Below are 23,924 nucleotides of genomic sequence, written 5' to 3' on the forward strand. Positions count from 1 at the left end.
CGATGTCCAACCCGATGTCCGGTGGGGGCATGGCCGGGTGGAGCATGCTCCGGTCGATGCGCAGCAGCGACGAGGTCTCCGCGCACCGGCTCAAGCGGGGCACCGCCCGGCGGATCGTCGCCTTCGCGGGGCCGTACCGGCGGGACATCGTCGTCTTCCTGGTCACGGTGGTGATCGCCGCGATCATCGGGGTGGCCACTCCGGTGCTGGCCGGAAAGGTCATCAACGCCATCACCCGGGGCGGCGCCGAGGCCGGGGCGACCGTGGTCCGCCTGGCGCTGGTGATCGCCGCGCTCGCGGTCGCCGACGCCCTCTTCTCCCTCGCCCAGCGGTGGTACTCCGCCCGCATCGGCGAGGGGATCATCCTCGACCTGCGCACCCGGGTCTACGACCACGTGCAGCGGATGCCGTTGCAGTTCTTCACCCGCACCCAGACCGGCGCCCTGGTCAGCCGGCTCAACAACGACGTGATGGGCGCCCAGCGGGCGTTCACCTCCACCCTCTCCGGGGTGGTCAGCAACGTCATCCAGCTGGTGCTGACCGCCGGGGTGATGTTCACCCTCTCCTGGCAGATCACCACGCTCTCGCTGGTCCTGCTGCCGATCTTCATCATCCCGGCCCGGCGGGTCGGGAAGCGGCTGGCCGAGATCACCCGGGAGTCGTACAACCTCGACGCCAAGATGAACGCGACGATGACCGAGCGGTTCGGCGTGGCCGGGGCGCTGCTGGTCAAGCTCTTCGGCTCGCCCGAGATCGAGGCCCGCCGCTTCGCCGGCCGGGCCGAGCGGGTCCGCGACATCGGCATCCAGTCGGCCATGTACTCGCGGACGTTCTTCGTGGCGATGCTGCTGGTCGCCTCGCTGGCCCAGGCGCTGACCTACGGGCTCGGCGGCTGGCTCGCGGTCACCGGCGCGGTCAGCGCCGGCACGGTGGTCACCCTCGCGCTGCTGCTCACCCGCCTCTACGGCCCGCTGACCGCGCTGTCCAACGTCCGGGTGGACGTGATGAGCGCGCTGGTCTCCTTCGACCGGGTCTTCGAGGTGCTGGACCTGCGCCCCGGCATCGAGGAGAAGCCGGACGCGGTGCCGGTGCCGCGCGGCAACGGGCGGGTCGAGTTCCGCGACGTGCGGTTCCGCTACCCGGCCGCCGCCGAGGTGTCGCTGGCCTCGCTGGAGGAGGTCGCCACCCTGGACCGTACGGTCAACGAGCCGGTGCTCAAGGGCGTGTCGTTCGCCGTCGAGCCGGGCCAGATGGTGGCCCTGGTCGGGCCCTCCGGCGCCGGCAAGTCGACGCTGTCCATGCTGATCTCCCGGATCTACGACGTCACCGACGGCGAGGTGCGGGTCGGCGGCGTGGACGTCCGCGACGCCACCCTCGCCTCGCTGCGCGACGAGATCGGCGTGGTCACCCAGGACTCGCACCTGTTCCACGAGACGATCGCCGAGAACCTGCGCTACGCCAAGCCGGACGCCACCGACGACGAGATCTGGGCGGCGCTGGCCGGCGCGCAGGTCGCCGACCTGGTCCGGGCGCTGCCCGAGGGGCTGGAGACGATGGTCGGTGAGCGCGGCTACCGCTTCTCCGGCGGCGAGAAGCAGCGCATCGCCATCGCCCGGCTGCTGCTCAAGGCGCCGTCGATCGTGATCCTCGACGAGGCCACCGCCCACCTGGACTCGGAGAGCGAGGCCGCAGTGCAGCGGGCGCTGGCCGTCGCGTTGACCGGGCGTACCGCGCTGGTCATCGCGCACCGGCTCTCCACGGTCCGCGACGCCGACCAGATCCTGGTCCTCGACGACGGCCGGATCGTGGAGCGGGGCCGGCACGAGGAGCTGGTCGCGGTCGGCGGGCTCTACGCTGAGCTGTACCGCACCCAGTTCGCGGTCGCCGACTCGCCGGCGCCGTACGCGGCGACGGAGCCCGAGCCGGTGATCACCACGGTGCCGCTGGGCACGTACGTCGCCCAGGAGGCGCTGCCGCCGGCGGCGGCCAACTAGCCCGGCGACGGCAACTGGCCGGCGACGGCCGCCCGCAGCTCCCCGAAGGCCGCCCCGAGCGTCTCCGGAGTGAAGTGGGCGTTCAGGCCGCTCGGGTTGGGTAGCACCCAGAGCCGGGCCCCGGCCAGCGTCTCCGGCTGCGGGCCGAAACCGGCCTTCGGCCGGGCGAACCCGATCCGGTACGCGGTCACCCCGACCACCGCCACCCAGGCCGGCCGGTAGTGGGCGACCTTGCCGGTCAGGATCTCCGCCCCGGTCACCAGCTCCGCCGGGGTCAGCTCGTCGGCGCGGGCGCTGGCCCGGGCCACCATGTTGGTGATGCCCAGGCCGAGGCCGGGGAGCTGGTCCTGTTCGCTCGGGTGCAGCTGGCGCGGGGTGAAGCCGCCCCGGTGCAGCGCCGGCCAGAAGCGGTTGCCGGGTCGGGCGAAGTGCCAGCCGGTGGCCGCCGACCAGAGCCCGGGGTTGATGCCGACGAAGAGCACGTCCAGCCCGGGCGCGATCAGGTCCGGGATGGTCCGGTCGGCCGCGGCCGCCAACTCGTCCTTTGTCGGCCGTCCCGCGCCGGAGGCTCCCCGCGTCGCGCCAGAGGCCCTTGGCGTCGCGTCCGGCGGCGCGCCGGTGGGCGGCCGACCGGACGCCGGCCCCGGCCGCCGGCCGGACTGCTGGCCCCGAGGCCCGGACCCGGCCCGGGCAGCCGGCCGACCCGGCCGGGCACCGGCCGGGTCGTCGGAGCGGTCGGCGGGGCTCACAGGCCGCGCAACGCGCCGCCGTCGGCCGGGACGGTGACCCCGGTGACGTAGCTCGCGGCGGGGGAGAGCAGGAACGCGGCGACCCGCCCGAACTCCGCCGGGTCGCCGATCCGGCGCAGCGGGATGCCGGCCTCCGCCTCGGCCCGGGCCGCCTCGGCGTCCCCGGTGGCGGCGAAGAGTTCCCGGTTGCGGTCGGTCATGATCCGTCCGGGCAGCAGGCCGAGCACCCGCACGCCGCGCGGGCCGTACTCGTCGGCCATGTCCTTGGCCACCCCGGCCAGGCCGGGACGCAGGCCGTTGGAGATGCCGAGGCCCGGCACCGGGCCGCGGGCCGAGGTGGAGAGCACCAGCCCGATCGCGCCGCCGTCGGTGAGCGCGCCGGCCACCGTACGGGCGGCGCGGACGCTGCCCAGGAAGACCGTCTCGAAGGACTGCCGCCACTGCTCGTCGGTCACCTGGGCGGCGGTGCCGCGGGGCGGGCCGCCGACCGAGACCAGGGCGCCGTCCAGCCGGCCGAAGTGCTCCCGCGCCGCCACCACGAGCCGCTGCGGCGTCTCCGGGTCGGTCAGGTCGGCGGTGAGCCCGATGGCGTGCCGGGGCCCGCCGAGCCGCTCGACGGCCTCGGCGACGCGCTCCGGGGCGCGGGCCGAGAGGACCACCCGCGCACCGTCGGCCACGAGGCACTCGGCGGTGGCGAAGCCGAGGCCCCGGGAGGCGCCGGTCAGCACGTACACCCGGTCGGTGAGTCCGAGATCCATGCCGTCGATCCTGCCGTACCGGAGTACCGGCCGCACCGGGTGGGCGGTCAGCGCCGGGCGGGGCGGTCAGCGCCGGGCGGGGCGGTCAGCGCCGGGCGGGGCGCAGCAGGCGTACCCGACCGGCGAGCTGCACCGCGACGGCGCCGCCGGCGCGGGCGACGGCCGGCAGTCGACGGGTTCGCGGCGGGTGGTGGCCGTCGTAGCGGCTGCCCGCCTCGCGCGCGACCAGCTCCTCCGCGCCGAGCGGGGGCAGCGTGCCCCGTCCGCGCAGCGTGCGGGCCAGGTCCCAGCCGTCGCGCAGCGAGCCGTTGGTGGGGCGGTCGGCCGCCCACTCGCGGAAGGTGTCCCACCAGGCGTCGCCGAGGGCGGCGGCGAGCAGCGGCCAGTGCCGGGCCACCTCGCCGGCCCGCTTGCCGAGCAGGGCGACCCGGGCGGCCCGCACCGGCCCGGGCGCGAAGCCGGCCGGGAGCGGCGCCCCGGCGACCAGCGCCGCCACCAGCGCCGCCTGCCGGGCGCCCAGTTCGCCGCCCGGCGCTGCGCCGGGCGGACCGGGGACCGTCCGGTCGCTCACGTCACCACCGGGAATCCGGAGGCGGCGGCGAGTGCGTCCAGCTCGGCCCGCAGGGCGGGCGCGGGCGGGTAGTGCCCGTCGCGTTCGAGCAGCAGCGCCGGGGGCCGGCGGCGGGCGCAGAGCGCGCCGACCAGGTCGAGCACCTCCGGCGGCACCGGGTCGGTGTGCGTGTCGTGGTAGAAACCGCCCCGCTCGGCACCGCCGGCCACGTGCACGTAGGCGACCCGGTCCAGCGGGAGCCGGTCGAGCAGGGCGAGCGGGTCGCCGCCCCGGTTGCGGGCGTTGGCGTGCACGTTGGCGACGTCGAGCAGCAGCGTCGCCCCGGTGGCGTCCAGGATCTCGGTGAGGAAGTCCGCCTCGTCCAGCTCGTCGTCCGGCCAGTCGAAGAGCGCGGCGATCGGCTCCAGGGCGATCGGCACCGGCAGCTGCGCCTGCGCCCGCCGGACGTTGGCCACCACCGCGGCCACCGCCTCCCGGGTGCGCGGCAGCGGCAGCAGGTGGCCGGCCTCCAGGCCGCCGGCCCGGACGAACGCGATGTGCTCGCTGACCAGCGGCGCGTCGAGGAGCTCGGCGACCCGGGCCAGGTGGGCCACCCGGGCCGGGTCGACCGGTTCCGCGCCGCCGAGGGAGAGCCGCACGCCGTGCGGTACGACCGTGACGTCGCGCCCGCGCAGCTCGGCGAGCCCCGGCGGGAGCAGGCCGGTCGACGGGACCGACTCGGCCACCACCTCGACGAAGCGCAGCCCGGGCAGCTCGGCGACGAACCCGGCGATCTCCGGCCGCCAGCCGATGCCCACCCCGCTCGGACCGGTCATCCGCCGCACCCACCACCGCCGCCGCACCCACCGCCACCGCCGTCACCGCCGCCCCCGCCGCCACCGCAGGAACTGCCGCCGCTGCAGGAGCCGCCGCCGCTGCCACCGCTGCTGTTCAGCGCCTGCCGCTGGATCTCCGCCTGCTCGGCGAAACCCGGGTCCAGGGCCCAGAGCGAGGCGGTACCGAACAGAGCGACCCCCATGGCCGCCCCGGTCGCGCCGTAGGTGGTGTAGGCGGGCGCGGACGCGGGGGAGAGGTGGATGTTGCTCCGGCGCAGCTCGCGCAGTGCAGCGTCGGCCGCCCGGGTTCGCCACGGCACCCGGGCGAGCAGCACCAGCGGGACGATCAGGGCGAGGACGGCGAGCAGCAGGAAGCCGACCGGTCGGTCGTTGGCCAACCCGGCGGCGATCCGGGCCGCGCCGAGCGCCATCAGGGCGAGCACCAGCCACGCACCGCGCCGGGCCGCAATGCGCTGCTCGGGCTGCAGCGCCAGGCCCTGCCGTTGCAGACCCTCGCGCAGCTCGGCGAGGGCGCGGGACACCCGCTGCTCGCGGGCCAGCTCCCGCGTGTACAGGTGGTTGCGGGCGGCGTGGTGGACCGCCTGGTCCAGCGGGGTGACGCCGCTGGGCAGGGGGCCGCCGGTGGTGAGGCGCCGGTCGGGACGCACCCCGACCGCGCCGCAGCCGCGCAGGCCGCCCAGCGCCGTCCAGATCGCGAGCTGGTCGCCGCCGTTGAGGTACGCGACCTGCTGCGGCCCGAGCTGGCCAACCCCGGCCGCCGGCTGACCGGCGAGGATCCGGGACCGGTACACGATCGAGCCGACGACGACCACCAGGGCCGCCAGCAGATAGAACCGGAGGAACGTCGGGCCGGGAATGCCCCAGGTGTCGGCCGCCAGCGTCATGGCTCTGCTCCTGTCACGCGAGGGGATCGCGGCCTCATTGTGGAGCAGGGCCGCCACGCGCCGAACGCCGTGGAGGCCGAGTTACCAAGCCGATACGTCGGGCGGTCAGCGCCGGCGGACGGCCTCCTCGACCAGGTCCAGCACCGGGCCCAGGTCGCCGGCCGGTCGGCCCATCGCCAGGTGCAGCACCAGGCCGTCGTACGCCAGCTCCAGGAACTGGGCCAGCACGTCGATCGGGACGTCCTCGCGCAGCACCCCGGCCTCCCGCTGCCGGACCAGCCGGTCCCGGGTGGCCTCGGCGATGGCGGCCGAGCGCTCGGCCCAGCGGCGGGCGAACGCCGGGTCGGTGCGCAGCCGGCGGGAGACCTCGAGCTGGCTGCCCAGCCAGCCGGTGGTGTCCGGCGAGATCGCCCGGGCCAGCAGGTCCCGCATGACCTGGACGAGGCCGTTGCGGGCCACGGTCTCCACCATGGCCGCCGCGTCGTCCTCGGCCACGGCGAGGAAGAGCGAGTCCTTGTCACGGAAGTGGTGGAAGATGGCGCCCCGGGACAGTCCGGTGGCCTCCTCCAGCCGGCGCACGGTGGCTCCCTCGTAGCCGTGCCGGGCGAAACAGGCCCGCGCCGCGGCAAGGATCTCCTGTCGGCGCGCGTCGAGCTGGTCCTGACTTACTCTGGGCACGGGTCGATCGTTCCAGCTGACCCTGCGTTACGCAAACCGTACGTACGGCTTGGGATCTTGCGTGGTGGGACGGGCCGGCCGGAACGCTCCGGTTAGGATCGGCGGGTGACGACGCCCCCGGTCGCCTCCGCCCCCCTTCCGTCCGCCCCGCTGACCGTCGCCGCCGTGCAGGCCGACCCGGTCCCCGGCGACGTGCCCGGCAACGCGCGGGTCGCCGCCGGCCTGGCCGCCCGGGCCGCCGGTGCCGGCGCCCGGGTCGCCGTGCTGCCGGAGCTGTTCCTGCCGGCGTACCATCCGCCGACCCTGGCCGCCGATCCGGCCGGCACGGACGTGGCCGCGACCGGCGACGGCGCGGTCGACGATCCCCGGCTCGACCCGCTGCGGGCCGCCGCCCGGGACAACCGGATCACCCTGGTCGTCGGCGCCGCGGTCCGCCACCCCGACGACCGCCGGACCATCTCCGCCCTGATCGCCGACCCGACCGGCGCGATCCGGGTCGGGTACGACAAGCAGCAGCTCTGGGGCGGCGAGCGGGAGCTGTTCGACGCCGGCCGGCGGGGCGCCACCCTGCTGGTCGACGACTGGCGGCTCGGGCTGGGCATCTGCTACGACGGATGCTTCCCGGAGCACGCCCGGGCCGCCGCGGCCGACGGCGCGCACGGCTACCTCTGCCCGAGCGGCTACCTCGCCGGGTCGGCGCACCGGCGCGACCTCTACTACGCCGCCCGGGCCCTGGACAACACCATGTACGTCGTCTTCGCCAACGCCGTCGGGGGCGCCGACCCGTGGCGGTTCAACGGCGGCGCGGCGGTCTACGACCCGGAGGGGCGGCCGCTGGTGCGCGGCGCCGACGACGGCGAGGCCGTACTGGTCGCCACCCTGGACCCGGCCGCGCTGGCGGCCACCCGCTCGGCCCACTCGATGCTCGCCGACCGGCCCGCCGACCAGGGGCTCCCCCGAACGGCGCTGCCGGCCTGACGGACGTCGCCGACCGCCCGGCCCTGTCGACGGCGACCCTCTCTCCCGTAAGGTGCCCGCGTGCCGCTGCTCCTGCTCGACCTGGACAACACCCTGCTCGACCGGGCGGGCCCGTTCCGTGCCTGGGGTGAGCGGTTCCTGGACAGCATCGGCGCGCCCCACACCGACATCGACTGGCTGCTCTCCATCGACGCCGACGGGCTCACCGACCGGTGGGACGTCGCCGACGCCATCCGCGACCGGTACGCGCTGCGCATCCCCTCCATCGATCTGGTCGAGGAGCTGCACGACGGGGTGGTGACGAACACCCGCCTCGATCCGCTGGTCGCCTGCGCGCTGCGGATCGCCGACGACGCCGGCTGGGTGCCGGTGGTGGTCACCAACGGCTCGGTCCGCCAGCAGGACGCCAAGATCCGGGGGACCGGGCTGGACCGGTACGTCGCCGACTGGGTGATCTCGGAGGAGGCCGGGGTCAGCAAGCCCAATCCGCGGATCTTCGCGCTGGCCGCCCAGCGGGCCCGGATGCCGCTGCGCGGGGCGTGGGTGGTGGGGGACAGCCCGGAGGCGGACATCGGCGGGGCCGCCGCCGTCGGCCTGCCCAGCGTCTGGCTGCACCGGGGGCGTACCTGGCCGGACAACCGGTTCGCCCCGACCCGCACCGTCGACTCGCTGATCGCGGCCGTCGCCACGGTGCTCGCCGCCTGAGGACGGGCGGCCCGGGCGGGGTCCGGTAATTCGGTTGCCGCCGGATCGGGCGTCGGTCAGCATGGGGCCCGCGCGGGTGCGCAGCCGGGTCGAGCCCGGTCGAGGAGAAGGAGGTCGGTCATGGCCGTCTTTGCAGGGTCGTTCCACCTGCCTCCATCAGCCTCGATCAAGGGATCACCACTTCCGTGCGCGAACACGACCTCCCGGCGCCGCAGCGCCGTGGCCGCGGCAAGAGCCGCTTCGACGACGACGAACCACACTTCCTGAAGCACGGCCGGCACGTCGAGCCGGCCCTCGTCGAGCCCGACGACGAGCCCGAACCCGAGGACCGCTGGTCCTCCTGGGACGAGGCCGTCCACGGCCCCGAACCTCACCCCGAGTGGCTGGTCACCGAACTGGCCGCCCGGGACACCGAGCTCGGTGTGCTCAAGACCGGCAAGGAGGCGGACGTCCACCTCGTCCGCCGCGCGGTGCCGGACACCGACCGGTCCTGCCTGCTGGCCGTCAAGCGCTACCGGGACGCCCAGCACCGGCTCTTCCACCGCGATGCCGGCTACCTGGAGGGGCGCCGGGTGCGGCGGTCCCGGGAGAACCGGGCGATGGCCGGGCGTACCGCGTTCGGCCGGCAGATGATCGCCGGACAGTGGGCCGCGGCCGAGTTCGCCGCCCTCAGCCGGCTCTGGGAGATCGGCGCGGACTCCGGGCGGATCGCCGTGCCCTACCCGGTCCAGTTGATCGGCACCGAGCTGATGCTGGAGTTCGTCGGCGACGCCGACGAGGGCGCGGCGGCGCCCCGGCTGGCCCAGCTGCGCCCCGAGGCGGGCGAGCTGCGCTCGCTGTGGGAGCAGATGGTGGACGCGCTGGTCGTGCTGGCCCGCGCCGGGTACGCCCACGGCGACCTGTCGCCGTACAACCTGCTGGTGCACCGGGGGCGTCTCGTCATGATCGACCTGCCGCAGGTGGTCGACGTGGTGGCCAACCCGCAGGGGCCGGAGTTCCTGGCCCGGGACGTGAAGGTGGTGGGCGCCTGGTTCGCCGCGCGGGGGCTGCCGGCGGCCGAGGTGGACTCGGCCGAGCTGACCGGTCTGCTGCTGCGCGAGGCGGGCATCCGCTGAGCCGCGCACGCCCCGGACGGTCCGTGGACCGTCCGGGGCGTACCCGCCTCACCTGCCGGGCGTCGCCACCCGGCGTGCCGCGCTACTGGAGGTAGCGCTCGACCGCCGGGATCGGGCGCTCACCCTGGGCGTCCGGGTCGCCGTGCGCGCTCCGGGCCGCCCGGCGGCGGCGCAGCAGGTCCCAGCACTGGTCCAGGGACTCCTCCAACGCGCGCAGCCGCTCGCGCGCCTCGTCGTCGGTGCCGGACTCGTTGGCCTGCGCCGCGGAGCGCAGCCGGTGCTCCTCGTCGACGAGTTCGGAGATCCGGTTCAGGATGGTGGTGTCGTCCATGCCCCTGAGCCTGGCACAGGGCGCCCCGGCGCGCCCGGATTCGCACCCCCCGGACGGCGCCGCGTCGGGGTAGGTTCGGCCACCATGGCCCCTGTCGTACGCCCACTGCGACCCGCCGACGTGCCGGCGGTCGCCGAGGTGCTGGCCGCCGCCGCGCCGTACCAGATGATCACCGAGGAGTGGTTGGGTTGGCGCCTCACCGGCGCGCCGGCCGCCGAACGGTTCGGCGTGCTGGTCGCCGAGAGCGCCGGCAGAGTGGTCGGCGAGGCGCGGACCGGGCTGCTGCACGAGAGCGCGGAGCCGGGGCTGGGCTTCGCCAACCTCTCCGTGCACCCGCGGTGGCGCGGCGGGGGTGCGGGCACCGCCCTGCTCGTCGCCGCCGAGCGGCGGCTCGCCGAGCTGGGGGCGGTGGCCGCGTACGCGAAGGTGGCCGACGACCCGGCCAGCACCGGCTTCGCCGAGCGGCGCGGCTACCGGCGCGGACGGCGGGCCGAGTTCCTGCTGCTGGACCTGGCCGAGGCGGAGCTGCCGTCGGCCCCGGCGCTGCCGGCCGGGGTGCGGCTGCTCGCCGCGGCCGAGCTGCCCGACCCGCACCCGCTCTACCTGGCCGACCTCGACGCCTCCCGGGACGAGCCGGGCGAGGTGACGATGGACGAGATCAGCTACGCCGACTGGCGGACCGCCTACTGGGAGCGCCCCGACCTGGACCGGGACCTGACCACGGTGGCCGTCCGGGACGGGGAGGTGCTCGCGTTCGGCTTCGCGCTCACCGACGGCCGGACCCGCTACCGGTCGGGGATGACCGGCACCCGGCGCGGGCACCGGGGCCGGGGGCTGGCCCGCGCGGTCAAGCACCGCTCGCTGAGCCGGGCCCGGGCGGCCGGGCTGCGGTACGCGTACACCAGCAACGACGCCGGTAATGTGCCGATGCTCACGCTGAACCTCGGATTAGGTTATCGGCCGGTGGCTGCGGAGTGGCGCTACCTGCGCGATCTGTCGGGCTAGCGTCCGGTTGGGACTGTGCACAGTGGACGACTATCGTTGACTGTGAGAATTTCTCCGGACGCAAGATCTGGAAAAGCCTTTTCATCAGTGACATGCTCACCGCAACCGTCACGCGCCATCACCACGGCACCACGTAGCGCGAGGCGGTGCAGCACCGGAGGAGGACCCGTGCAGGTGAGCCATGACTGAATCGACCGCCCCGGTTCACCGCAAGCCGCACGTCGCCACCCTGCGCCACACGTTGCCCAAGCTGCTCCGCGACCCGCTGGGCACCCTGGTCGGTCTCGCGGACGCGACGCCCGGGCAGGTCGTCCGGCTGAACCTGGGCACCATCCGGCCGTACCTGGTCACCGAGCCGGCGCACGTCCAGCACGTGCTGCGGGACAACGCCGCGAACTACACCCGGGCCGGCGACAGCATGCTGTGGCGGTCGGTCCGGAAGCTGGGCGGCGACGGAATCCTCTCCGAGGGCCCGAAGTGGGAGGCGAGCCGGCGGCGGCTCCAGCCGCACTTCACCCCCAAACGGCTCGACGCCGCCGTGGCCGACATGAGCCGGGCGATCAGCGACGCCGTGGACGAGCTGGCCGGCCCGGCGCGCGACGGCACCCCGGTCGACGCGGCCGTCGAGGTCTCCCGGATCATCTGCGCGGCCGTCAGCCGGGTCTTCTTCGGCGCCAAGATCGACACTGCCGACGCCAGACGGGTGGTCGTCGAGCAGAACACCGTGGCGACCGCGCTGCGGTTCCGGCTGCTCGCCCCGTTCCTGCCGGACGCCGTGCCGATGCCCGGCGACCGGGCCTTCCGTCGGGCCGTGCGGAACATCGACGAGATCCTGCTCCCGCTGGTCCGCGCCGAGCGCGCCCGCCCCGAGGGCGGCGACGACATCCTCGCCGCGCTGGCCCGGGCCAGGGACGCCGACGGCAACAAGCTGGACGAGCGGCGGGTCCGCGACGACGTGGTGTCCACCTTCGCCACCACCACCGAGACCACGTACACGGTGCTCACCTGGCTCTTCCCGCTGCTGGAGCAGGTGCCCGACGTCGCCGCCCGGCTCTACGAGGAGATCGACCGGGTGGTCGGCCCCGGCGACGTGGTCAACCGGGAGCAGGTCGGCGAGCTGCGCTACACCCGGATGGTGCTGGACGAGCTGCTCCGCGCCTATCCGTCGGGTTGGCTGGTCCCGCGGACGGCGGTCGCCGACGACGTCATCGGCGGCACCCGGATCTCCGCCGGCGCGACGATCGCCCTCAGCCCCTACGTCACCCAGCGGCTGGCCCGGTTCTGGGACCGCCCGGAGGTCTTCGACCCGGAGCGCTTCGCCCCCGACGCGCCCCGGCGCGCGCACCGGTACGCCTACTTCCCGTTCGGCGGCGGCGCCCACCAGTGCATCGGGCAGTACCTGTTCCAACTGGAGGCGACGCTGATCCTGGCAACCCTGTTCAGCCGGTTCCGGTACCGGCTCTGCGAGCCCGGGATGCCGGCACCGCAGCTCGCCGCGTCCCTGCGAGCCGGGGGGCCGGTGCCGCTGATGCTCACCCCGCACCGGCAACCGGCCCTGGCCTGACCGCCGTGGCACCTGACGTACGGGCGGTCGACGAGCTGCGGGAGGCCGCCGAGCACGGACGGATCTGCGCCCTCGCCGCGCACGGCCAGCGGGACCTGCAACGCTGCCTGGCCGCCCACCCGGCCCTCTTCGCCGCCGGCCCCTTCGACGCGGCCCTGGCCAGCAGCGTCGCCCTGGCCATCGCGTTCAGCGCCCCCGAGTGCGACGCCGCCGAGCTGCGGTTGACCAACCGGGCGGTGCTCTGGGGGTTCGCGCTGGACTGGCAGGTGGACCACCTGGCCACCTCGGCCGCCGACGTCGACCAGCTGGTGCGCCGGCAGCTCGCGGTCGCCGCCGGGGCGCCCGCGACGGCGAACGACCCGCTGGGCCGGTTCCTCGCCGAGTTCCGCGCCGACCTGGCCGCCGCACCGGCCTTCGCGACGCTGGGCGGGGCGTGGCGGGAGGCGGTGCGCCGGACGCTGGAGGCGATGCGGCGGGAGTGGCACTGGCGGACGGCCGGCCGCGACGGCCTGCTGCCGCTGCCGTCGCTCGCCGACTACCTGGCCAACGCCGACAACCTGGCCTGCACGGTGGTGAACGTGGGGCACTGGATCTCCACCGGCGACCCGGACGCACCCGACCGGCTCGATCGGCTGGTCGCCGCCAGCGACGCGGTGCAACGCGCCCTGCGGCTGGTCAACGACCTGGCCACCTACGAGCGGGATCTGCGCTGGGGCGACCTCAACGCGATCCTGCTGGTCGAGGACCGGGCCGTGGTCGAGCGGGAGCTGACCGGCCTTCTCGCGCGGGCCACCGAACTCCTCGACGAGCTGCGCCCCGACTGCCCCCGGGAGGCGGCCTATCTCACCAGGCAGCTCGGCTACACCAGCGGCTTCTACCGGTCGACCGACTTCTGGGGGGTGGCGTGAGCACGGAGGCTCTGGCCCGGGACGCCGCACCGCCGGAGGATCCCGGGTACGCGATGGCGGCGGGCGACCTGGTCGCCGGTTTGACCGTCCGTCCGGCAGGCCGTACGTCCGCCTCGCCGTACGAGACCGGCCGGCTGGTGTCCCTGGCGCCCTGGCTGCCGCAGCACGCCGAGCGGATCCGCTTCCTGCTCGCCGGGCAGCGCCCGGACGGCGGCTGGGGCGGGCCGGAGGGCTACGCGCTGGTGCCTACGCTGAGCGCCGTCGAGGGGCTGCTCGCCGCGCTGGAGCGGGACGCCCCCGTCGGCTGGTCCCACGACGGCGTGCGCAACGCCGTGGACCGGGCGCTGCGCCTGCTGTACGACCGGGCGGCCGGCCCGGCGACGTACCCCGTGCCGGACCTGCCGGCCGCGGACCTGATCGTCCCGTCGCTGGTCGAGCGGATCGGCGACCGGCTGGCCGAGCCGCCGGCGGCGCTCGCCGACCGGCGCGCCGCCGGCCCGCCGCCACTGCCGGCCGGCATGGACTCACAGCGCCTCGACCGGGGACGCCTGCTCGCCCGGTCCGGCCGTCCGATGCCACCGAAGCTGTTGCACGCGTTGGAGGTGCTCGGCCCGGCGGCGCGGCGGCTGCCCACCGTGACCGCCACCGGGTCGGGCGCGGTCGGCGCCTCCCCGGCCGCCACCGCCGCCTGGCTCGGCGGCCCCGACGGGAGCCCACCGGCCAGCGTGGACTACCTGCGCCAGGCGATCGCCGGCCACGGGGGGCCGGTGCCCTGCGCCACCCCGATCACCGTCTTCGAACGCTCCTGGGTGCTCGCCACCCTGGCCCGGGTCGGCGTACCCCTGTCGGTGCCGGCCGGGATCCTCGCCGAGCTTCGGGCCGCGCTCGGCCCGGACGGCGCCGCCACCGGACCGGGCCTGCCCACCGACGCCGACACCACCGCGGTCACCCTGTACGCGCTGGCGCGGCTGGGTCAGCCGGCCGACCCGGCGTGCCTGGCCGGGTATGACACCGGGGAGCACTTCTGCACCTGGCAGGGGGAGAACGGCGCATCGGTGACCACCAACGCGCACGTGCTGGAGGCGCTGGGCCGGCAACTCGGCGACGCCGGCCCCCGGGCGGCGGGAGTGGTGCGCCGGCTCACCGGCTGGCTGCTCGACCGGCAGGAGGCCGACGGCCGGTGGTCCGACCGCTGGCACGCTTCGCCCTACTACGCCACCTGCTGCGCGGTGCTCGCCCTGCGCGACCACGGCGGTCCGTCGGCCCGGCCGGCGGTGGAGCGGGCGGTCGGCTGGGTGCTCGACAGTCAGCAGCCCGACGGCTCCTGGGGGCGGTGGGCCGGCACGGCGGAGGAGACCGCGTACGGCCTGCTCGTGCTCCTGGCGGGGCGGCCCTCGCCCTCGCTCGACGCGGCCGTGACGGCCGCGACCGGCCGACTGTCCGCGATGGACGATGAAGGCGAGTGCCCTCCACTGTGGCACGACAAGGACCTGTACCATCCTGGACAGATCGTCCGGGCGGCCGTGATCGCCGCGCGCAAGGCGGCTGGCGACCGACTGCGCGATGGCGCCCATACCCCGACAGACCCCTGGTCTGCACTGCTTGAGTGAACTTCCGGACACTGCTAGCGTGCGCCGGGGCCGGGGTCGCCTATTCGGCCAATCCGAAACGTGAATCAGGACCGGCGAGGGACGGGTGTGATGGGTTCCCGCAGTGCAAGTCTGCGCACCAAGGTTGTGGCCCTGCTGGTCTCGCTGGCCGCGCTCTGGGCTTTCGCGGCCTGGGTGACCCTGCGCGACGGTCTCAACGTGCTCGGCGTGCAGACGCTCGACGCGCAGGTCGCCGAGCCGAGTGAGTCGCTGCTCACCGAACTCCAGCGGGAACGCCGGATGTCGGCGGCCTACCTCGGCCGCCCGAGCCAGGAGCAGGCGGAGCAGCTGCGCGAGCAGCGCCGGCGCAGCGAGGAGCGGGCCGCCGACTTCGCCGAGTCGGCCCGCAGCTCGCGGGCCCGGCTCGCCTCCAGCGACGAGCTGGTGAAGCGGATCGACGAGGTGGTCACCCGGCTGGACGCCCTGGGCGCGGTGCGGGACGCGGTAGCCACCCGCGCCGTCGACCGGGCCGGCGCCGTCGACTCGTACACCGGGGTGCTCGACTCGCTGTTCCGGGTGTACGCCTCCCTGGGCAAACTGGACGACGAGCAGATCGCCAAGGACACCGCCACGCTCACCCAGCTGGTCCGGGTGCGGGAGCTGATGTCGCAGGAGGACGCCCTCTTCGCCGGGGTGGCCGCCGCCGGCCGGATCAACGACCGGGAGTACGCCCAGTTCGCCCACCTGGTCGGCGCGCAACGGTTCCTCGCCGGCGAGGCGCTGGCCGAGCTGCCCGACGCCGACCGGGAACGCTACGTGCGGATGACCGAGGGGCAGTCCTTCGTCCGGCTGCGGTCGATGGAGGACCGGCTGGTCCGTGACGGCCGCCCCAACGCGCCACTGCCGGTCGAGGCCGACGACTGGCAGGCCGCCATCGCCCCGGCATTGCAGGAGCAGGAGGCCACGGTGCTGGCCAGCGGCGACGCGCTGGTCGACCGGGCCACCCCGGTGGCGGTCTGGGTGATCGTCCGGATGGTGCTCGCCGCCGGCCTCGGCCTGATCGCCGTCATCGCCTCGGTGATCGTCTCGATCACCACCGCCCGCGCCCTGGTTCGTCAGCTCGAACGGCTGCGCGAGGCCGCCTTCCGGCTGGCCAACGAGCGGCTGCCCGGCGTCGTGGAGCGGCTCGGGCACGGCGAGCAGGTCGACGTCGCCACCGAGGCGCCACCGCTGGAGTTCGGCGACGACGAGATCGGCCAGGTCGGCAAGGCGTTCAACGTGGTGCAGGAGACCGCCGTGCGGACCGCGGTCGAGCAGGCCGAGTTGCGCCGCAACGTCCGCGAGGTCTTCCTCAGCCTGGCCCGGCGCACTCAGGCCCTGGTCCATCGCCAGCTCACCCTGCTCGATGCGATGGAGCGCCGCGAGCAGGACGCGGAGGAGCTGGAGGACCTGTTCCGGGTGGACCACCTGGCCACCCGGATGCGGCGCAACGCCGAGAACCTGATCGTGCTCTCCGGCTCGACCCCGGGCCGCGCCTGGCGACGCAACGTGCCCATGGTGGACGTGGTGCGCGGCGCGGTCGCCGAGGTCGAGGACTACACCCGGGTCAACGTGCTGCCGCTGGGGCCCGTCTCGCTCGCCGGCCGGGCGGTCGGTGACGTGATCCACCTGCTGGCCGAGCTGATCGAGAACGGGCTCTCCTTCTCCCCGCCGCACACCTCGGTGGAGGTGCGGGGCCAGCTGGTCGCCAACGGCTTCGCCCTCGAGATCGAGGATCGCGGCCTCGGCATGACCGAGGAGGACCTGGCCGCCGCCAACGACCGCATCGCGGACCGCTCCGAGCTGAACCTGGCCAACGCCGCCCGCCTGGGCCTCTACGTGGTCAGCCGGCTGACCGAGCGGCACGGGGTGAAGGTGCAGCTCAAGGAGTCCGCGTACGGCGGTACCACCGCCATCGTGCTGATCCCCCTCGACCTGGTGGAGACCGGCCAGGACGCGAACACCTCCGGCGGCTTCCCGGTCGGCACCGGGTCGGTCCCGCCGGTCGCCGCCGGCGAGGGCACGCCGCCGACCGGGGCCCCGGCGGCCGACAGCGACACCGCCGCGGCCGACGATCCGGTGGACACTCCGGCGCTGCCGGTCGGGGCCGCGCCGTCGCCGTCCACGTCGGGGCTGCCCACCCGGTCCCGGACCGGGGCGGGACAGGGTGCCCTGACCGGTCCCACCGTGCCGACCGGCCTGCCGACCACCGTGGCCCGGCCCGCCGCGCCGCAGCGGCCCGCGACGGTCCCGACGCCGGTCGACGCGGCCGTGCCGGACGCGGCCACCGACGAGCGGACGCCCGCCGACACGGACGACCGGACGCCCGCCGGCACGGACGACCGGGTGACGGATTCCGGCCTGCCGGTGCGGGTACGGCAGGCGAACATCGTGCCGGAGCTGCGCGCTGAGCAGGCGGCGGCCGACGACGAGCCCGACGAGCAGGCGGCGCGCCTGCCGGAGCAGGTGCGCAAGATGATGAGCTCCTACCAGACGGGCACCCGGCGTGGCCGGACCGATGCCGCCCGCCTGCTGGGAGGCGCCGCCACCGGGGCGCGGTCCGGCAACGGGCCGGAGAACGGGGACGGTCAGGCGACCTGACGGCGGCGCGAGGAGAAGCGACCGCGCGACGGGGCACGGCAACACCGACGTACGGCGACACCAGCCGGGGGAGAAGAGGACGACGAGTGGGGCAGAAGACGGCTTCGAGTGCCGACCTGACATGGCTGCTGGACGATCTGGTCGGTCGGGTGAAGCAGGCCGAACACGCCGTGGCGCTCTCCTCCGACGGCCTGCTGATGGCCTCGTCACGGGGGCTGAGCCGGGACGACGGTGAGCACCTGGCGGCGATGGCGGCCGGGATCCAGAGCCTGGCCCGGGGCGCGGGCAAGCGGTTCGGCGGCGGGCAGGTCCAGCAGACCATCATCGAGATGCAGTCGTCGTTCCTCTTCGTGACGGCGGCCGGGCGCAACGCCTGCCTGGCGGTGCTCGCCGCCGAGGACGCCGACGTCGGTCTGATCGCCTACGAGATGGCGATGCTGGTGACCCGGGTGGGCAAGTTCGTCGCGTCGCCGACCCGGGGGCTCGACCAGCCGGCCGGCGGGAAGTAGCGGCGATGAGGGTCGAGGGCGGTTCCGAGGACAGGTGGGTGGACGACCACGCCGGGCCGGTGGTCCGGCCGTACGCGGTCACCCGCGGCCGGGCCCGCCCGGTCACCGGCACGTTCGACCTCATCTCCCTGGTGACGGCGACCCGCGCGGATGCCGGCGCGGAGTCCGGGCTGGGCCCGGAGCACCTGGCGATCGTCGCGCTCTGCCAGCGGATCCAGTCGGTGGCGGAGGTCGCCGCCCATCTGGACCTGCCGGTGGGGACCGTCCGGGTCCTCCTGGGCGACCTGATGGCCCGCGAACTGGTGATGGTGCGGCCGCCGCGCGGCAGCGCCAACCTACCTGACGAGAGCGTCTTCGAGGCGGTGATCAATGGACTACGGGCACTCTGACCGGCCGGCGGGAGCGCCGCCGCTGCCCACCGCGATCAAGATCTTGATCGCCGGCGGCTTCGGCGCGGGCAAGACCACCATGGTCGGCTCGGTGAGCGAGACCAGGCCGCTGCGCACCGAGGAGGTGCTGACCGAGACGGGCATCGGGGTCGACGACCTGTCCGGCGTGGAGGACAAGACCACCACCACGGTGGCGATGGACTTCGGCCGGATCACCATCAGCGACGACCTGGTGCTCTACCTCTTCGGCACCCCCGGCCAGGACCGGTTCTGGTTCGTCTGGGACGAGCTGGCCCTGGGCGCGATCGGGGCGGTGGTGCTGGCGGACACCCGCCGGCTGGCCGACTGCTTCCCCTCGATCGACTACTTCGAGGAGCGGGGCACCCCGTTCGTGGTGGCGGTGAACTGCTTCGAGGACGCCCGGCGCTACCAGCTGCACGAGGTGCAGGCGGCGCTCAACCTGGACCCGGGCGTGCCGGTGCTGCTCTGCGACGCCCGGCAGCGGGAGTCCAGCCGGGACGTGCTGGTCACGCTCATGGAGCACGCCATGAAGACCCGGGAGGCCCGCCGCCGGGAGGGCTGACCCGCGATCGACACCGTTTGCGGCGTGTCGCAATGTCCGGCTAACCGGATACGGCGACACGCCGCATTTCCCGTGCGGCACAGCGCTTGGCCGGGCGGGTGGGACCCGCGTACGTGGCCCGAGAACGTCGACGGCCCCCGGCGGATCGCCGAGGGCCGTCCGGAGCCGGCGGATCAGCCGCGCTTGGTCGTCTCCACGAACCGCCGCCAGGCGGCCGGTGCGAAGGTGAGGGCCGGACCGGCCGGGTCCTTGGAGTCGCGTACGCCCACGACGCCCGCGAGGTTGTCCGCGACCTCGACGCAGTCGCCGCCGTTGCTGCCGCTCTTCGTGCTCTTGCGCCACTGTGCGCCAGTCAGGTCCATGATGCCGCTGCTTCTTTCAAGAGGTCCAGGGATCGCTGTCGGGGCAGAGCCTCGCCGCGTAAACGTTCCCACCTTCGCTCCAGCGTAGCAATCTCGGAAGCTTGCTCGATGATCTGCGCACGCGCCTGGCTGTCGACGTGCCCGACCCGCGTTCCGTCCGGCAGTTCGGCGAGCATGAATGGTCCGTTCAGCCCGGGATACGCGACCGTGTCTCGGGGCACCACATGAAGCTGAACGTTCGGTAGCTCAGCGCAGCTCACAAGGTGTGCGAGCTGAGCGGCCATGAGATCCCGATCGCCGACCTGCCGACGAATGACACCCTCGTCCAGCACCGCCACGAACAACGGCCCGCACTCGCGGATCAGGATCGTCTGTCGAGCTATTCGCGCCGCGACCAACTCCTCGACCTTGGTCGGCGGCAAGGCCTCCCACTCAAGCGTCGCGCGCGCGTACGCCTCGGTCTGAAGCAGCCCGGGCACCCAGGCGAGTTGGAACGCACGCAGTGCGACGGCGTCACGCTCGATGTCGACCCACGGCCGGAACCACACGGGCTCGCGCCGGTGAGTCGCGTCCGGCCAGAGCGTGTCGGGGTGCTGTCCGAGGAGGCTCGCGACCGTGGCGCGGTGCCGGCTCTGCGGGATGTGCCCGGGGTTGGCCCACCGGGCGACGGTCTTCGGGTGCACCCCCAGGTGGCCCGCCAGGCTCTCGGCCGTGTGGCCCGCCTCGGCAAGCGCGGCGACAAACGCATGGTTCATGCCTGTCCTCTCAGGAACAAAACAACCGTCCGAAGAAGATTAGCGAACGCTGTGTGATTGTCCGACAACCCTCGGCAAGCTGCGGGTTAGCCGATGTCGAGGAGCAAAGACGATGCCTGAGGACAAGCCGCGGCCGGTTCCGAAGCCGAGAAGCGATTCGCCGCCGGCCCGGACCATTCCCGGACCGATCGGGCCGCTCACCCCTGCGTACCGTGGCCCCGGCGGGGTGACGAACGTCGTGCCCGGATCGCGCTGGCGGACCGGGAGTGGTCCGCTCGCCGCGCACACCGCAGGCGGACCGTGGTGGAGGTGCGACGCCTGCGGTCGGGACTGGCCCTGTCCGACGCTGCGCGCGACTCCGACGGACGCGTCCCGACGGGCGACCCTGATCCCCGAGTTCTCCCGGATCACCCGCCGCGCGATCCGCGACCTTCGCGGCCGGCCCGGCGGCCCGGACCCGATCGCCGTCGTCCGCCGCTTCCTCTGGTTTCTGCCCCTCACCGATGAGGAGGCCCGTGCGGTCGCGCTGAGGCTGCGATGAGCAGCGGGCCGCGTGCGAGGTTCGGTGCCGGCGACGTGGTTCTGCTGTCCCGGGCCGCCTCTCCGCAGTTCGTGGCACCGATTATCGTCCGCGTGATTCGCGAGATGCGCGACCGGCACCCGCCCCACGGGTGGACCTGGATCGAGGGCTACCAGCTCGACTCCCGGGGCCTCGCGACCGTCAAGCGTGAGCTGTTCGTGCTGGTCGAGGGGGTCCGTCGCGAGAGCGCGGCCGGCCGCCCCCGAGTCAAGCCATCAGCCTCATCCGACGTCCCGGGCGATCGCCTCGTTCACCTCGTCGGAGTCGCAGTCCGCGGGCAGCGTCACCCGGCCGCGCAGTGATCCCCGCCCACTGCGGCGCCGCGCGCGTAGCGGGATGACCTTGGCGACCGGAGTGCCGGCACGGCTGATGACGATCTCTTCGCCGTGCTCCACCCGCTCGATGATCCGCGACAGGTTCGTCTCGGCGTCATGAATGTTGAACTGTGCCGCAGCCTCACCTGACACCGGACACCTCCCTAGCTGACAGGCTAGCCCGCTGCCGGCTTGAGGGCGAGCACCCGCCAGCGGAGTCGGCGAAGGGCCGCCCCCCGCGGGGAGCGGCCCTTCGATGGTACGAGGTCAGCTGGCGATCATCCGGCGCAGCACGTACTGCAGGATGCCGCCGTGCCGGTAGTAGTCCGCCTCGCCCGGGGTGTCGATCCGGACCACGGCGTCGAACTCCACGCCGGTGTCGGTGGTGACCTTCACCGTGCGCGGGGTGTCGCCGTCGTTGAGCGCGGTCACGCCGGTGATGGAGAAGGTCTCCGTGCCGGTGAGGCCGAGCGACTCCGCGGTGGTGTCGACCGGGAACTGCAGCGGCAGCACGCCCATGCCGATCAGGTTGGAGCGGTGGATCCGCTCGTACGACTCGGCGATGACCGCCTTGACGCCGAGCAGCATGGTGCCCTTGGCCGCCCAGTCGCGCGACGAGCCGGAGCCGTACTCCTTGCCGGCCAGGATGACCAGCGGGACGCCCGCCTCCTGGTACGCCATCGAGGCGTCGTAGATCGAGGTCTGCTCGCCGGTCAGGTGGTTGACCGTGAAGCCGCCCTCGACGCCCGGGACCAGCTGGTTGCGCAGCCGGATGTTGGCGAAGGTGCCCCGGATCATCACCTCGTGGTTGCCCCGGCGCGAGCCGTACGAGTTGAACTCGTGGCGCGGCACGCCGTGCTCGGCGAGGTACTTACCGGCGGGGGAGTCGGCCTTGATCGAGCCGGCCGGGGAGATGTGGTCGGTGGTCACCGAGTCACCCAGCTTGGCCAGCACCCGGGCGTCGGCGATGTCGGTGACCGGGCTCGGCTCCTGCCGCATTCCCTCGAAGTACGGGGGCTTGCGGACGTAGGTGGAGTCGTCGGCCCAGGCGAAGGTGTCACCGGTCGGGGTGGGCAGCGACTGCCAGCGCTCGTCGCCGGCGAAGACGTCGGCGTACGCGGCGCTGAAGCCGGTGGCGCCGATCGCCTGGGCGATGACGTCCTGGATCTCGGCGCTGTTCGGCCAGATGTCGCGCAGGAAGACGGGGTTGCCCTCGTTGTCCTCGCCGAGCGGCTCGTTGGCCAGGTCGATGTCCATCGTGCCGGCGAGCGCGTACGCGACCACCAGCGGCGGGGACGCCAGGTAGTTCATCTTGACGTCCGGGTTGATCCGGCCCTCGAAGTTCCGGTTGCCGGAGAGCACCGAGACGACGGCGAGGTCGCCCTCGTTGACCGCGGCGGAGACCTCCTCCGGCAGCGGGCCGGAGTTGCCGATGCAGGTGGTGCAGCCGTAGCCGACCAGGTTGAAGCCGAGCTTGTCCAGGTAGGGCGTGAGGCCGGCCCGGTCGTAGTAGTCCATGACGACCTTGGAGCCCGGCGCCAGGGTGGTCTTGACCCACGGCTTGCGGGCCAGGCCCTTGTCGACCGCGTTGCGGGCGAGCAGCGCCGCGCCGATCATCACCTGCGGGTTGGAGGTGTTGGTGCAGGAGGTGATGGCGGCGATCACCACGGCGCCGTGGTCCAGCTCGTACTCGACACCGTCGGCGCTGGTCACCCGGACCGGGTTGGTGGCACGCCCGCCGGCGCCGGCAGCGGCGGTCTCCAGGTCGCGCGGCTCGTCGGCCGGGTCGCTGAACTCGTTGGCCGGCGGGTCGCTGGCCGGGAAGGACTCGGCGCTGGCCTCGTCGGCCGGGCCGTTGGCGCCGCGCGGCAGCTGCTCGCGGGCGACGCCCGGCTTGAGGTCACGCTCACCGGCGGAGTCGTCGGCGACGTAGTCGGTCAGCGCGGAGCGGAACAGCGTCTTGGCGCTGCCCAGCGGCACCCGGTCCTGCGGGCGCTTGGGGCCGGCCAGCGACGGCTCGATGGTGCCCAGGTCCAGCTCCAGCCGCTCGGAGTACTCCGGCTCGCGCTCCGGGTCGTGCCAGAGGCCCTGCTCCTTGGCGTACGCCTCGACGAGCGCGACCTGCTGCGGGTCGCGGCCGGTCAGCTCCAGGTAGCGGACGGTCTCGGCGTCGATCGGGAAGATCGCCACGGTCGAGCCGTACTCCGGGGACATGTTGCCGATGGTGGCCCGGTTGGCCAGCGGCACGGCGCTGACGCCGGGGCCGTAGAACTCGACGAACTTGCCGACCACACCGTGCTTGCGCAGCATCTCGGTGATGGTCAGCACCAGGTCGGTGGCGGTGGTGCCGGCCGGCATCTCGCCGTGCAGCTTGAAACCGACGACCCGCGGGATCAGCATGCTGACCGGCTGGCCGAGCATCGCGGCCTCGGCCTCGATGCCGCCGACGCCCCAGCCCAGCACGCCCAGGCCGTTGACCATGGTGGTGTGCGAGTCGGTGCCGACCACGGTGTCCGGGTACGCCTGGCCGTTGCGCTCCATGACCGTGCGGGCCAGGTACTCGATGTTGACCTGGTGCACGATGCCGGTGCCCGGCGGGACGACCTTGAACTCGTTGAACGCGGTCTGGCCCCAGCGCAGGAACTGGTAGCGCTCCTTGTTGCGCTCGTACTCCAGCTCGACGTTGCGCGCGAAGGCGTCCTCGCGGCCGAACAGGTCGGCGATGACCGAGTGGTCGATGACCAGCTCGGCCGGGGCGAGCGGGTTGACCTTGGTGGCGTCGCCGCCGAGGTCGCGGACGGCCTCCCGCATGGTGGCCAGGTCCACGACGCAGGGCACGCCGGTGAAGTCCTGCATGAGCACCCGCGCCGGGGTGAACTGGATCTCCACGCTGGGGTTGGCGGTCGGGTCCCAGCCGCCGAGCTGGCGGATGTGGTCGGCGGTGATGTTCGCGCCGTCCTCGGTCCGCAGCAGGTTCTCCAGCAGGACCTTCAAGCTGTAGGGCAGCCGGTCGTGGCCCTGCACCTTGTCAATCCTGAAAATCTCGTAGCTCGCGTCTCCGACGCGTAGCTGGGTCTTCGCACCGAAGGTGTCGAGGCTCGCCACGTCGTACTCCTTCACACCAGCG

23 protein-coding genes are annotated in these 23,924 nt (G+C 74.0%); 12 read left to right on the forward strand and 11 right to left on the reverse strand.

Going from position 1 to position 23,924, the window contains the following annotated elements:
• Positions 1-14 precede the first annotated feature (14 nt).
• A complete protein-coding gene (locus KBX37_RS13785) occupies positions 15-1,994 on the forward strand; it encodes an ABC transporter ATP-binding protein (RefSeq protein ID WP_210776317.1) in 1,980 nt (659 codons plus the stop codon).
• Here KBX37_RS13785 and mug read toward each other — a convergent pair.
• From mug to KBX37_RS13815, 6 genes are all read right to left on the reverse strand, one after another.
• Complete coding sequence (mug, locus tag KBX37_RS13790) at positions 1,991-2,530, reverse strand: G/U mismatch-specific DNA glycosylase (protein WP_210776288.1); 540 nt, start codon at positions 2,528-2,530, stop codon at positions 1,991-1,993. The two genes, KBX37_RS13785 and mug, sit on opposite strands and share 4 nt — an antisense overlap.
• 209 nt (positions 2,531-2,739) lie before the next feature.
• On the reverse strand, positions 2,740-3,501 hold the full coding sequence (locus KBX37_RS13795) for an SDR family oxidoreductase (protein WP_210776289.1): 762 nt from the start codon (positions 3,499-3,501) through the stop codon (positions 2,740-2,742).
• An 85-nt stretch (positions 3,502-3,586) separates the two neighbouring features.
• Positions 3,587-4,072, reverse strand: coding sequence for a hypothetical protein (locus KBX37_RS13800; protein WP_210776290.1), 486 nt, complete (start codon positions 4,070-4,072; stop codon positions 3,587-3,589).
• Complete coding sequence (locus KBX37_RS13805; RefSeq protein WP_210776291.1) at positions 4,069-4,887, reverse strand: DUF692 domain-containing protein; 819 nt, start codon at positions 4,885-4,887, stop codon at positions 4,069-4,071. The genes KBX37_RS13800 and KBX37_RS13805 overlap by 4 nt, the downstream gene beginning before the upstream one ends.
• Positions 4,884-5,792: a TIGR04222 domain-containing membrane protein gene (locus KBX37_RS13810; RefSeq protein ID WP_210776292.1), complete on the reverse strand. Its 909-nt coding sequence runs from the start codon at positions 5,790-5,792 to the stop codon at positions 4,884-4,886. Before KBX37_RS13810 ends, KBX37_RS13805 begins: the two co-directional genes overlap by 4 nt.
• A 105-nt stretch (positions 5,793-5,897) precedes the next feature.
• Positions 5,898-6,470: a TetR/AcrR family transcriptional regulator gene (locus KBX37_RS13815; protein WP_154936047.1), complete on the reverse strand. Its 573-nt coding sequence runs from the start codon at positions 6,468-6,470 to the stop codon at positions 5,898-5,900.
• A 105-nt stretch (positions 6,471-6,575) separates the two neighbouring features.
• On the opposite strand from KBX37_RS13815, the gene KBX37_RS13820 reads away from it, so the two are divergent.
• From KBX37_RS13820 to KBX37_RS13830, 3 genes are all read left to right on the forward strand, one after another.
• Positions 6,576-7,448: a carbon-nitrogen hydrolase family protein gene (locus KBX37_RS13820; RefSeq protein ID WP_210776293.1), complete on the forward strand. Its 873-nt coding sequence runs from the start codon at positions 6,576-6,578 to the stop codon at positions 7,446-7,448.
• Between the two features lie 60 nt (positions 7,449-7,508).
• Positions 7,509-8,153 (forward strand): HAD family hydrolase, encoded by a 645-nt coding sequence (locus KBX37_RS13825; protein WP_210776294.1) that lies wholly within the window; start codon positions 7,509-7,511, stop codon positions 8,151-8,153.
• Positions 8,154-8,338: 185 nt separating this feature from the next.
• Positions 8,339-9,268, forward strand: coding sequence for a serine protein kinase RIO (locus KBX37_RS13830; RefSeq protein WP_210776295.1), 930 nt, complete (start codon positions 8,339-8,341; stop codon positions 9,266-9,268).
• A gap of 82 nt (positions 9,269-9,350) precedes the next feature.
• Here KBX37_RS13830 and KBX37_RS13835 read toward each other — a convergent pair whose 3' ends face one another.
• Positions 9,351-9,599, reverse strand: a complete 249-nt coding sequence (locus tag KBX37_RS13835; protein ID WP_210776296.1) for a DUF2630 family protein — start codon at positions 9,597-9,599, stop codon at positions 9,351-9,353.
• 84 nt (positions 9,600-9,683) lie between these two features.
• On the opposite strand from KBX37_RS13835, the gene KBX37_RS13840 reads away from it, so the two are divergent.
• From KBX37_RS13840 to KBX37_RS13875, 8 genes are all read left to right on the forward strand, one after another.
• A complete protein-coding gene (locus tag KBX37_RS13840) occupies positions 9,684-10,604 on the forward strand; it encodes a GNAT family N-acetyltransferase (RefSeq protein WP_210776297.1) in 921 nt (306 codons plus the stop codon).
• A gap of 181 nt (positions 10,605-10,785) precedes the next feature.
• Positions 10,786-12,168, forward strand: coding sequence for a cytochrome P450 (locus KBX37_RS13845; RefSeq protein WP_210776298.1), 1,383 nt, complete (start codon positions 10,786-10,788; stop codon positions 12,166-12,168).
• Between the two features lie 5 nt (positions 12,169-12,173).
• Entirely contained in the window at positions 12,174-13,076 is a 903-nt protein-coding gene (locus tag KBX37_RS13850; RefSeq protein ID WP_210776299.1) for a terpene synthase family protein, read from the forward strand.
• Entirely contained in the window at positions 13,073-14,686 is a 1,614-nt protein-coding gene (locus KBX37_RS13855; RefSeq protein WP_307849063.1) for a prenyltransferase/squalene oxidase repeat-containing protein, read from the forward strand. The genes KBX37_RS13850 and KBX37_RS13855 overlap by 4 nt, the downstream gene beginning before the upstream one ends.
• Before the next feature lie 90 nt (positions 14,687-14,776).
• Positions 14,777-17,305 (forward strand): nitrate- and nitrite sensing domain-containing protein, encoded by a 2,529-nt coding sequence (locus tag KBX37_RS13860; RefSeq protein ID WP_210776300.1) that lies wholly within the window; start codon positions 14,777-14,779, stop codon positions 17,303-17,305.
• Between the two features lie 86 nt (positions 17,306-17,391).
• Positions 17,392-17,814 (forward strand): roadblock/LC7 domain-containing protein, encoded by a 423-nt coding sequence (locus KBX37_RS13865; RefSeq protein ID WP_088961283.1) that lies wholly within the window; start codon positions 17,392-17,394, stop codon positions 17,812-17,814.
• Between the two features lie 5 nt (positions 17,815-17,819).
• Complete coding sequence (locus tag KBX37_RS13870) at positions 17,820-18,203, forward strand: DUF742 domain-containing protein (RefSeq protein WP_210776301.1); 384 nt, start codon at positions 17,820-17,822, stop codon at positions 18,201-18,203.
• Positions 18,184-18,786, forward strand: coding sequence for an ATP/GTP-binding protein (locus KBX37_RS13875; protein ID WP_210776302.1), 603 nt, complete (start codon positions 18,184-18,186; stop codon positions 18,784-18,786). Before KBX37_RS13870 ends, KBX37_RS13875 begins: the two co-directional genes overlap by 20 nt.
• A gap of 173 nt (positions 18,787-18,959) precedes the next feature.
• On the opposite strand, the gene KBX37_RS13880 is transcribed toward KBX37_RS13875, so the two are convergent.
• The 4 genes from KBX37_RS13880 to KBX37_RS13895 all read right to left on the reverse strand — a co-directional run bounded on the left by KBX37_RS13880 (position 18,960) and on the right by KBX37_RS13895 (position 23,917).
• Positions 18,960-19,148, reverse strand: coding sequence for a DUF397 domain-containing protein (locus KBX37_RS13880; RefSeq protein WP_210776303.1), 189 nt, complete (start codon positions 19,146-19,148; stop codon positions 18,960-18,962).
• Complete coding sequence (locus tag KBX37_RS13885; RefSeq protein ID WP_210776304.1) at positions 19,139-19,903, reverse strand: DUF5753 domain-containing protein; 765 nt, start codon at positions 19,901-19,903, stop codon at positions 19,139-19,141. The genes KBX37_RS13880 and KBX37_RS13885 overlap by 10 nt, the downstream gene beginning before the upstream one ends.
• A gap of 801 nt (positions 19,904-20,704) precedes the next feature.
• Complete coding sequence (locus tag KBX37_RS35215) at positions 20,705-20,950, reverse strand: type II toxin-antitoxin system Phd/YefM family antitoxin (protein WP_210776305.1); 246 nt, start codon at positions 20,948-20,950, stop codon at positions 20,705-20,707.
• Between the two features lie 114 nt (positions 20,951-21,064).
• A complete protein-coding gene (locus KBX37_RS13895) occupies positions 21,065-23,917 on the reverse strand; it encodes an aconitate hydratase (RefSeq protein ID WP_210776306.1) in 2,853 nt (950 codons plus the stop codon).
• Positions 23,918-23,924: the final 7 nt, after the last annotated feature.

Source organism: Micromonospora sp. U56, from assembly GCF_018070095.1.
Taxonomy (GTDB): domain Bacteria; phylum Actinomycetota; class Actinomycetes; order Mycobacteriales; family Micromonosporaceae; genus Micromonospora; species Micromonospora purpureochromogenes.

Coding starts and splice junctions, on each gene's coding strand:
- KBX37_RS13805 (WP_210776291.1), bottom strand. CDS start 4,887: ATGACCGGTCCGAGCGGGGTGGGCATCGGCTGGCGGCCGGAGATCGCC.
- KBX37_RS13810 (WP_210776292.1), bottom strand. CDS start 5,792: ATGACGCTGGCGGCCGACACCTGGGGCATTCCCGGCCCGACGTTCCTC.
- KBX37_RS13880 (WP_210776303.1), bottom strand. CDS start 19,148: ATGGACCTGACTGGCGCACAGTGGCGCAAGAGCACGAAGAGCGGCAGC.
- KBX37_RS13870 (WP_210776301.1), top strand. CDS start 17,820: ATGAGGGTCGAGGGCGGTTCCGAGGACAGGTGGGTGGACGACCACGCC.
- KBX37_RS13795 (WP_210776289.1), bottom strand. CDS start 3,501: ATGGATCTCGGACTCACCGACCGGGTGTACGTGCTGACCGGCGCCTCC.
- KBX37_RS13785 (WP_210776317.1), top strand. CDS start 15: ATGTCCGGTGGGGGCATGGCCGGGTGGAGCATGCTCCGGTCGATGCGC.
- KBX37_RS13845 (WP_210776298.1), top strand. CDS start 10,786: ATGACTGAATCGACCGCCCCGGTTCACCGCAAGCCGCACGTCGCCACC.
- KBX37_RS13860 (WP_210776300.1), top strand. CDS start 14,777: ATGGGTTCCCGCAGTGCAAGTCTGCGCACCAAGGTTGTGGCCCTGCTG.
- KBX37_RS13875 (WP_210776302.1), top strand. CDS start 18,184: ATGGACTACGGGCACTCTGACCGGCCGGCGGGAGCGCCGCCGCTGCCC.
- KBX37_RS13835 (WP_210776296.1), bottom strand. CDS start 9,599: ATGGACGACACCACCATCCTGAACCGGATCTCCGAACTCGTCGACGAG.
- KBX37_RS13840 (WP_210776297.1), top strand. CDS start 9,684: ATGGCCCCTGTCGTACGCCCACTGCGACCCGCCGACGTGCCGGCGGTC.
- KBX37_RS13885 (WP_210776304.1), bottom strand. CDS start 19,903: ATGAACCATGCGTTTGTCGCCGCGCTTGCCGAGGCGGGCCACACGGCC.